12 protein-coding genes are annotated in these 8,153 nt (G+C 38.1%); 2 read left to right on the plus strand and 10 right to left on the minus strand.

The annotated features are described in order from the left end of the window. From BMZ99_RS25180 to BMZ99_RS25225, 10 genes are all read right to left on the minus strand, one after another. Positions 1-758, minus strand: a 758-nt coding sequence (locus BMZ99_RS25180; protein WP_090944608.1) for a flagellin N-terminal helical domain-containing protein, incomplete at its 3' end; no start/stop codon positions are given. 256 nt (positions 759-1,014) lie between these two features. Continuing rightward, positions 1,015-1,248: a carbon storage regulator CsrA gene (csrA, locus tag BMZ99_RS25185; protein ID WP_090944611.1), complete on the minus strand. Its 234-nt coding sequence runs from the start codon at positions 1,246-1,248 to the stop codon at positions 1,015-1,017. A 4-nt stretch (positions 1,249-1,252) separates the two neighbouring features. Further along, positions 1,253-1,633, minus strand: coding sequence for a flagellar assembly protein FliW (fliW, locus tag BMZ99_RS25190; RefSeq protein WP_090944614.1), 381 nt, complete (start codon positions 1,631-1,633; stop codon positions 1,253-1,255). 13 nt (positions 1,634-1,646) lie between these two features. After that, complete coding sequence (locus tag BMZ99_RS25195; protein WP_090944617.1) at positions 1,647-2,186, minus strand: DUF6470 family protein; 540 nt, start codon at positions 2,184-2,186, stop codon at positions 1,647-1,649. A gap of 44 nt (positions 2,187-2,230) precedes the next feature. Next, positions 2,231-3,283, minus strand: a complete 1,053-nt coding sequence (flgL, locus tag BMZ99_RS25200; protein ID WP_090944620.1) for a flagellar hook-associated protein FlgL — start codon at positions 3,281-3,283, stop codon at positions 2,231-2,233. 30 nt (positions 3,284-3,313) lie between these two features. Continuing rightward, positions 3,314-4,792, minus strand: a complete 1,479-nt coding sequence (gene flgK, locus BMZ99_RS25205) for a flagellar hook-associated protein FlgK (protein ID WP_090944623.1) — start codon at positions 4,790-4,792, stop codon at positions 3,314-3,316. A 14-nt stretch (positions 4,793-4,806) separates the two neighbouring features. Then, positions 4,807-5,331, minus strand: a complete 525-nt coding sequence (gene flgN / locus BMZ99_RS25210) for a flagellar export chaperone FlgN (protein WP_245755159.1) — start codon at positions 5,329-5,331, stop codon at positions 4,807-4,809. Next, positions 5,315-5,812, minus strand: a complete 498-nt coding sequence (locus BMZ99_RS25215; protein ID WP_090944629.1) for a flagellar protein FlgN — start codon at positions 5,810-5,812, stop codon at positions 5,315-5,317. The genes flgN and BMZ99_RS25215 overlap by 17 nt, the downstream gene beginning before the upstream one ends. Positions 5,813-5,823: 11 nt before the next feature. Continuing rightward, the gene (gene flgM / locus BMZ99_RS25220) at positions 5,824-6,123 is read right to left on the minus strand and encodes a flagellar biosynthesis anti-sigma factor FlgM (protein WP_090944632.1); all 300 of its coding nucleotides are present in this window, start codon (positions 6,121-6,123) and stop codon (positions 5,824-5,826) included. Positions 6,124-6,228: 105 nt separating this feature from the next. Further along, complete coding sequence (locus tag BMZ99_RS25225; RefSeq protein ID WP_090944635.1) at positions 6,229-6,630, minus strand: Sjogren's syndrome/scleroderma autoantigen 1 family protein; 402 nt, start codon at positions 6,628-6,630, stop codon at positions 6,229-6,231. Positions 6,631-6,834: 204 nt separating this feature from the next. Here BMZ99_RS25225 and BMZ99_RS25230 point away from each other — a divergent pair, with 204 nt between their 5' ends. Both BMZ99_RS25230 and BMZ99_RS25235 read left to right on the plus strand, forming a co-directional pair. Next, positions 6,835-7,428 carry an HD-GYP domain-containing protein gene (locus tag BMZ99_RS25230; RefSeq protein ID WP_245755160.1) on the plus strand — a complete coding sequence of 198 codons (594 nt, stop codon included), beginning with the start codon at positions 6,835-6,837 and terminating at the stop codon, positions 7,426-7,428. A 237-nt stretch (positions 7,429-7,665) separates the two neighbouring features. Continuing rightward, positions 7,666-7,836: an aspartyl-phosphate phosphatase Spo0E family protein gene (locus BMZ99_RS25235; RefSeq protein ID WP_090944640.1), complete on the plus strand. Its 171-nt coding sequence runs from the start codon at positions 7,666-7,668 to the stop codon at positions 7,834-7,836. The last annotated feature ends 317 nt before the right edge of the window (positions 7,837-8,153 follow it).

Consider the following 8,153-nt stretch of genomic DNA (forward strand, 5'->3'; position numbering starts at 1 on the left):
GATTGAATCAATACTTGCTGTTTGCTGTAGTTAGCCATTTCTTTCGCCATATCAGTATCTTGCAAATTAGAACGAGCAGAGCTTAAGTTTTCCGATGCAACTTCTAGGTTGTTGATAGTGTGAGTCAAACGATTCTGAATCGCACCCAAATTAGCACGTTGGCTAGAAACGGTACTCAATGCTACATCAAGCAATGAAATTGCTTTTGAAGTAGCTATAGTAGTCGAAACACTAGTTGCACTAATGTTTAAAGCTGAAGCACCAACAGACATGGAATCAATTTTAACAGTCAGAGTCTGTGCTTTATTCGCACCAATTTGGAACACAAGAGCACTCGCTGATCCAGTCAACAAGTTTTTAGTATTGAACTGAGTTGTAGTTGCAATGCGCTGCACTTCAGAAATCAATGCCTTAATTTCTTTTTGTGTTTGACCACGGTCATTATTCGTATTGGTATCATTTTGCGCTTGTACGGCCAATGTACGCATACGTTGAATAATAGCAGTCGTTTCGTTTAATGCACCTTCAGCAGTTTGAATCAAAGAAATAGCATTTTGTGAGTTTTGAGTTGCTTGATCTAAACCATTGATCTGACTAGTCATTTTTTCACTAATTGCCAATCCTGATGCATCGTCAGCAGCTCTGTTGATTTTTTTACCAGAAGATAATTTTTCCAAAGAACTGTTCATGCTATTTTGGCTAGCCTGAAGGTTTCTCCAAGAATTTAAAGAAGCGATATTAGTATTTACTACACTCATTTTTATTTCCTCCTTGAATTTTAAATGTGGCATCCTTGCCTACAAGATATGACCGCTGGCCAGCTGCGTCATTCAGTATTTTTTACTGTCATAATATATATCGTAACCTTGTCCAAGTATATTAAGGACAAAATTCATCTAAATTCATGATTATTCGATAATTTTTATCTATTTTTCTATTTTTTCCTTAATTTTTCAGTTCTTTTCATCATATATCACTTTTTTTTCAGTTCTTTTCATCATATATCACTTTTTTTTATTTTTTTGGAGCATTCTTCAACAATGTTAGTACATCAATATTTTGTACTGTTTGTGCAGCTTGGGTATTAGAAGCTCTAACAGCTTCATACAATTCTTGCCGTAAAATAGATACATCTTTAGGTGCCGTTATCCCCAAACGTACTTGATCTCCTTGTACGTCCACAATAGTTACTAAAATATCATCACCAATACGCAGCGTTTCATTTTTTTTGCGGGTTAATATTAGCATATCATTAACCCCCTTCTGTGGACATCAACTTATATTGTGTCGTGTATTTTCTGTCGGCAACTAATACTTGAAATCCAATGCCAGTATTTTGATTCACTATAATGGGTCCCATCAAATTTGCCGTTATGTTTTCAGGAGTTGCAGCCACATTTACTGTTACAAAAACATCTAAATCTTCTCCCATTTGTAATGCCTCCGACTCGAGCAGCTCAAAATCATAATCTGGCACAAACCAAAATGGATTGGTAATTACCAATCCAAAATGCTCATCTTCCAGACTTTGCAATAACCAAAACTGAGTCTGATCGGGCAATTCCGTAAGTGTAAAATCACGATAATTTTCTAGACCGATTAATCCTTTGGGAAAGTGTATTTTTTTCTCCATAATTACCCTCCGGTTATGTTTTAATATCAATTGATGGTTCACGTTCCATATAGATATCGACCCTGCCCCAAGTAAAATTATTGACAATCTTACCTTCATGTACGGTAGCATCAATGCGTGCAGGAGTATACGTCCCCTTGACAGTTCCTAATTTTGCAGAAATGCTGGGCCTTACTGACGGCGAAAGACCAATTACCACCTCTTTTTCAGGAGGTTGACTAGCAGCGGCAACAACTTGTCCAACGGAGCCAGACTGAGGATCCTCCATCTGACGCATTATTGAGACTCGTCGTTCAATTCCTTGGACAGCAGCTTGCTTCGCCTCTTGAGCTAGTGAATTTGCATAGGAGTATGTCCCCTGCAAACCCATACTATCAAAAGCTTCCCGTGAATCAATAAAGATTTCAGGAGGTTCAATCGTTAATTCAAGATTCGCAGGTGTCGTCTTCATTTGAATGTCCGGTGCAGTGATTTTTAAATTTATATTTGGCTGAGTAATATTAAGCCCCAACTGTCCCGATACTTGATGAATTTGAATTTCTACCGGCCTCAAGATGTCCCCTCCTTAATATCACTTCTACTACATGTACATTTCTATTACAAATAATCAGCCAAGGTCTTTGGCATTACATTTGCACCTACTGATAATAACGTATTATAAGCATTCAGCGCCAATTGCGATTCAATACTGGCTTTAGCGACATCAAAACCATCATTATCCTTAGCATCTTGTGCAATAATCAATGAATCGGCTGTCAGACGCTCCTTTATCGTTTGATAAGAGGATTGCCTTGCCCCTACTGTTGTTTGTGCAGAAATCATATAATCACGATCTGCCTCAATCGTTCCTAAATCATTAGATAAAGTATCCGCTGTCACACCATTTGCTCCCGTTTGAATATCATTTAAATGCTGTTTAATCTCCAGCAAATTTTTAAATATTGTAGGGACATTATTATAGGTGGTACTTACTCCATCTACAGTTTTTGTTATGGTCATCATATCTCCAAAAACTTCTTGACCATCCTGATTCACCTTATCTCGCGATGCGTTAATATCACCCGGAACGACTTGCATCATTATGTTACCATTATTAGCAGTCGTAGCAAGATAAGGATTGGTAGCAGCGTCATATGGTAAAGTAGGATCTGTCAACTCCTTAGACGTACCATTATAAGTCACAGCCGTCATATTACCATTTGCATCATATTGAATGGTAAAAGGTTCAGTAGTATCATTTTGTCCGCCAAAAACATAACGATCCCCAACTTGAGAATTGGCAGCCTGCACTAGTTCTTTTATTTTCTGATCAATTTGTTGTTCAACAGCTTGGTAGGAACTTGTTGGATTTGCAGAAATGGCACTAGACACTGCAGTCTTGATTTCTGCCATGGCCGAAATCATTGTCGCCAGATTGGAATCACTGGTTTTCATCCAAGAAATCGCGTCATTTGCATTTTGGGTAAATAATGCATTTGTACTGCTGGCACTTGTAAATTGAAGATTCCGCACCGCCCCTATCGGATTATCTGAAGGTCTAATAATATTCTTGGATGCCGTTATTTTCTCTTGTATATCTGCCATGCGGGATAGGCTTTTCTGATATCCAGACAAAAACTGATTACTCAACATATTATTGGTTACGCGCATTAATTATCACTCCTCATCTATCATAGTTCCTTATCTGATATTAATCAGAGAATCCAGCATCGCATCCATGGTTGCCAACATCTTCGCACATGCTCCATAGGCTTGCTGAAATTTAATCATATTAGACAGTTCTTCATCCATGCTGACTCCCGACACCGATTCACGAGTAGTCGCTACAGCATCAAAAATTACAGTTTGATTAGTCATCACATTTTCAGCTTGCTGAGACTGCACACCAACTGTGCTAACGATAGAAGAATAAAAACTAAAAAGACTGCCACTTCCTAATACACCTGTTGTTGTCGAAGGATCTTTCACCAGCCAATTCTTCAATATCGTTGCATTATCTCCATTCGCAGTTCCTACCGCGGAAGCGCCAGAGGCAGCAATGAGATTAGATCCATCTTTGGTGTAGAAGTCGTCATTTACCTTAAGCTGACTAAGCCAGCTTGTTGGGGAAGCTTGTTTAGTAGGGTCTTCAGCAGGATCCGTGTAGTCTACGCCTGTGACACCAAAGAAATTGTCTGCAGGTGTCGTCAAATCGTATGTTTTTCCTTGTTTATGTAACGTATTAAAATCCTGCATCAGTGATTGCGCCATCACATCCAGATCAGCTAGATATCCATTAATAGTTGAATCTCTAAGATTTATCAAACTCGCTATAGAACCATCTTTAAAATTAACATTTATAGTACCATTCAGGGCAGTAACTTTAGTCGAATCATAACCATAAGGACTATTTTTCTCATGTTCAACAGTTAGTTCGGTAGCATGCTCTCCTTGTACTAAGGAAATTCCTCCCGCAATGATGACAGTATACGCTCCGGATTTTTCTTCCGATACATTCACCTGAGTCAAAGCAGATAATTCATCCACCAATTTATCTCTTTGATCACGCAAGTCATTCGCTGTAGCACCAGTAGCTTCTTGGCTGACAATCTGCTTATTCAAGGCAGCAATTTGCTTCGAACAACTATTCACCTGGGAAATTTGGGTGTCAATACGTTTTGATACATCATTAGCCTGAGATATAAGATTATCACCACTTGTCTTCAGTGTTTGTACCAGCGCACCGGCAGCTTCACGGACAGACGTACGAGTACTGGTTACGCCAGGATAAGTAGCCAGATTTCCTAATGCTGTTTGAAAGAGCTCCATCGAATTTTGAATACCAGTATTTTCTGTATCATTAAAGATTTCCTGAACCTTTGATAGAACATCCGATTGAGTAGACCAATAGTTCTTCGTCGAATTTTTCTGCCAATATTGAGTATCCACCAAAAAATCCCGCGCTCTGGTAATGGATGCGGTAGTGACCCCAGTACCAGCCATGGACATTCCATTTGCTGTGTAAATTTGCTGCGGAGTAGTAGTGATCAGATTCACCGTTTGTCGTGAATACCCTGTAGTACTAGCATTTGCTACATTATGTCCTGTGGTATTTTGGGAAAGCTGCTGTGCTGTCATTCCCAAAGTCATTATATTTAAACCGCCAAAAGTAGATGCCATTTTCATTCTCCTATCTAAACAGTTTTATTAAAAATGCTATTATGACTCCCAAAGCTATTGTTACCGCCATATTCCGGTACTGTACTCACTTTAAAAAGAACATTTCGCTTATGGTTTTCTAATTTTAAAAAGTTGTGCAACACGATAGAATTTGCCTCTTGCATTATACTCATTTCTTTTACTAAAGGACGTAATTCTTGAGCTAAAGCAACTCCCCGCCCCTTTCTTGGTTCCTCTAACAAAGAAATCAGCTGTTTAAACGACGTGTGAGAAGGATCAATCATACCTTGCAAAGCGATCCTATGCTTTTCCAGTCCGGCAATGAGTGCCACTAGTTCTTCTTCTTGTTGGGCAATCATCTGCACATCAGCAAGGTCTCCTGCTGCCAATACTCGCTGTTTATCACCATTCGATACCTTCAAACTGGTATAAATCGCAACTAATTGTTCTAATATATCGAATAACTCATCAACCAAATCATATTTTTCTTGCAATATCATAACTGTCAGCCTTTCTTTTTCATTATGCTTTACTATCAAATAAAGACTTATTAGGAGGCGCAAAGGATGCTTTTTCATTAGGATGATAAGTAGGACCAACAGAACTTTGAGCTAACAAATTAAGACTATAGTTTACAATCAGCAAGCCTTGTTCAACAAGTTCTTTATTTACGTTATTCACTTCAGAAATTTTTAAAATAATAGTGGTAAACTCTTGTTCAACATTTTTAAGATTTCCTATCTCATCTTGATCAGCCGCTTCGATCAATTGTGATAAAGCGCTCTTCATTTCTGTAATGCCATATATAGCAGCAAGTTCCTGAATGATACTTTTACGTATTTTGTCAAGCCTCGCTACTTCAAAGCATAAATTTTCTTCCTGTTTCATAATCATTTCTAATTCAGATATATTACGTTGCACCAGTACTTCGCGTTTTTGAAGGCTTAGTTCGAATATCGCCTGGTACACGATAAGCATTTTCTCAAGAACAGCAGTAAATTTTTCCCATTTATCCTTCACTATATTCTCCTTTACAGCAGATCATCTACAAGCATACGTCCAATCATTTTATCCGCAATGTCCTTTGAGTCCACTTTATACGTACCCTCTTGAATTTTTTTCGACAGTTCTTGTACCCTTTCTGGTCTTACATCCGATATCGTAATGGCACGCTGCAGGACCTGACCAAATTCCTGCACTCCCGATGATAAAATTACTTGATCTTTGCCTTTAGCTGGTTGGCTTTTTTCGGTTTTTGTATTTTTCCCCGCATTATTTTGCTCACTATATACCTTCATTACACTTTGAATTTGTTTGTTTGAAATAATCATATTATTTCCACCTCACAATCTACACAAAAAAATCCTTCACTAATAGTATCGACAAAAATGGCCGGGACATTAATCCCTGCCATAAAGTTTTTTTATTTTTTGTTGTTATTTTTTTAAATCATCTTTACTATACATCCGAAGTCCTTCGCGCTGGCTTCCATAATTATCCTTATCCCGCCAAACTTCTTTGACTTGTTTTGTAAAGCTGCTGCCGCATTTTGCACAAATGCGTCCTTCGTAAATCGGAACTCCGCACATATCACATGGGTAGCTGATCATACTAACACCATCTACCAGCAATCGCCCGCTTTTAATCATGCGCAATATAATTTTTTCTTTAACACCCGTTTCCTCATGGATCTTTTCAACAGATGCTTTGCCATTTTCACGCAAATATTCACCAATTTGGTGTTCATAGACTTCTTCTTGAGCATAGCATTCTGGGCACAGACCACTGGGGTTTTCCACATACAATTTACCACACTCTGGACAATTCTTAATACCCATTATAGTCCTCCTATTTGCAAAAACGATTTAATCAGAAAATTATGATTCCATTATAACAATATTCTTAAACTAATTCTATCAAATCTTATTTACTTTCATGGATTTTATAGATTTTTAAATTTTTCAGCAGGATTTTGTTGTTTTTTAGTCAAACATAGAATATAATTTGAATACTTTTAAAATGAAAGGCAGTTTGCCGTGGTTATGTTAACGCTTATGCAAGGACCTGAAATGTATTCTGGCGATGACACCTTTGACAGCGTCATCGCCAGTCTAATGCAGCTCATTCAGTTCAAAAATGCAAATTTATATTTACACAGCCAGCAGGTTGCAAACTACGCCGTTAGCGTTGCTGCCAAAATGCGCCTTCCCCGAGAGGAAATCGAGCGCATACGCCTGGCTGCTTTGCTGCATGATATTGGCCATCTTACCGTTCCGAATGCAGTCTTAGCAAAAGTTCCTTATCTTTCTACCCGTGAGATGACAGTATTTAAGAATCATTGTAATGCAGGCAGTGCCATGCTGGAGAACATCTCCCAATGTCAGGAGCACATTCCCTATATTCGCTATCATCACGAACGCTGGGATGGAAAAGGTTATCCAAAAAGGTTAAAGGGAGTTAATATTCCTTTGGGAGCTCGTATCATTTCCGTAGTCAATTACTATGATCGATTTATCAACCCCTGCACAGAACATTGGAAGAAAACCAAAGAAGAAGCTGTCCGGGAGCTTCAGAATATGTCAGGAACTGCTTTTGATCCAGAGATTGTAAAGGCGTTCATTGAATCGCTGGGATGATAGATAGCACCTCACCTCGACCCACTGGCTATCGCAAGTCCATGGACGGATGCTGCTCCGGATTTTTTTAAAACCTTGGCACATTCATCCAAGGTAACGGACGAATAATAAAACATATAATTACTTTCCTAGTTATAATGCTGGGATTTTTTTATTTACTTTTCCCAACAATTACACATTATAACTTCTGTCTCGTGCGGCAAACTATAATCATCTAGTAGCCGTGGAGGGATTGTTATGTCTGATGAATTAACTGAATTAGCAGAAATAATTGAAACGCTACGCACCAAACTAAATGCCATATCAAAAAATAAACCATTAACTGATCCTGAGGTAATTGGTGCTAGTCAAATGCTTGATGTTTTGCTGGTTCAATATCAAAAAATACTGAGAGATAAAAATAAATAAAATACTGCCTCACCCAAACAAGCAAGGCAGTGTTTTTCTGTGGATAAACCTGTGAATAGTGTGTGGATTAGTGTGGATAACTTTGATTGCATTACGGTACCATCCCAGGGACGTTTTATATCCTCTTGCAGGAATATAATGTAATTTGTTGTAAATATATATTTACATTGTATTTTTAAAAGAAGGGGATTAATATTTATGGGAGAAATAGTTGGATTAATTGCAATTGCATGGGTGATTTACTTATGGTTTGACCTGCGAAGAGGAAATAAAAACAAAGAACCTATTCTTACAACGAGGGATCGACTTAAAAATCT

Origin of the sequence: Pelosinus propionicus DSM 13327 (assembly GCF_900114615.1) — a bacterium.
GTDB lineage: Bacteria > Bacillota > Negativicutes > DSM-13327 > DSM-13327 > Pelosinus > Pelosinus propionicus.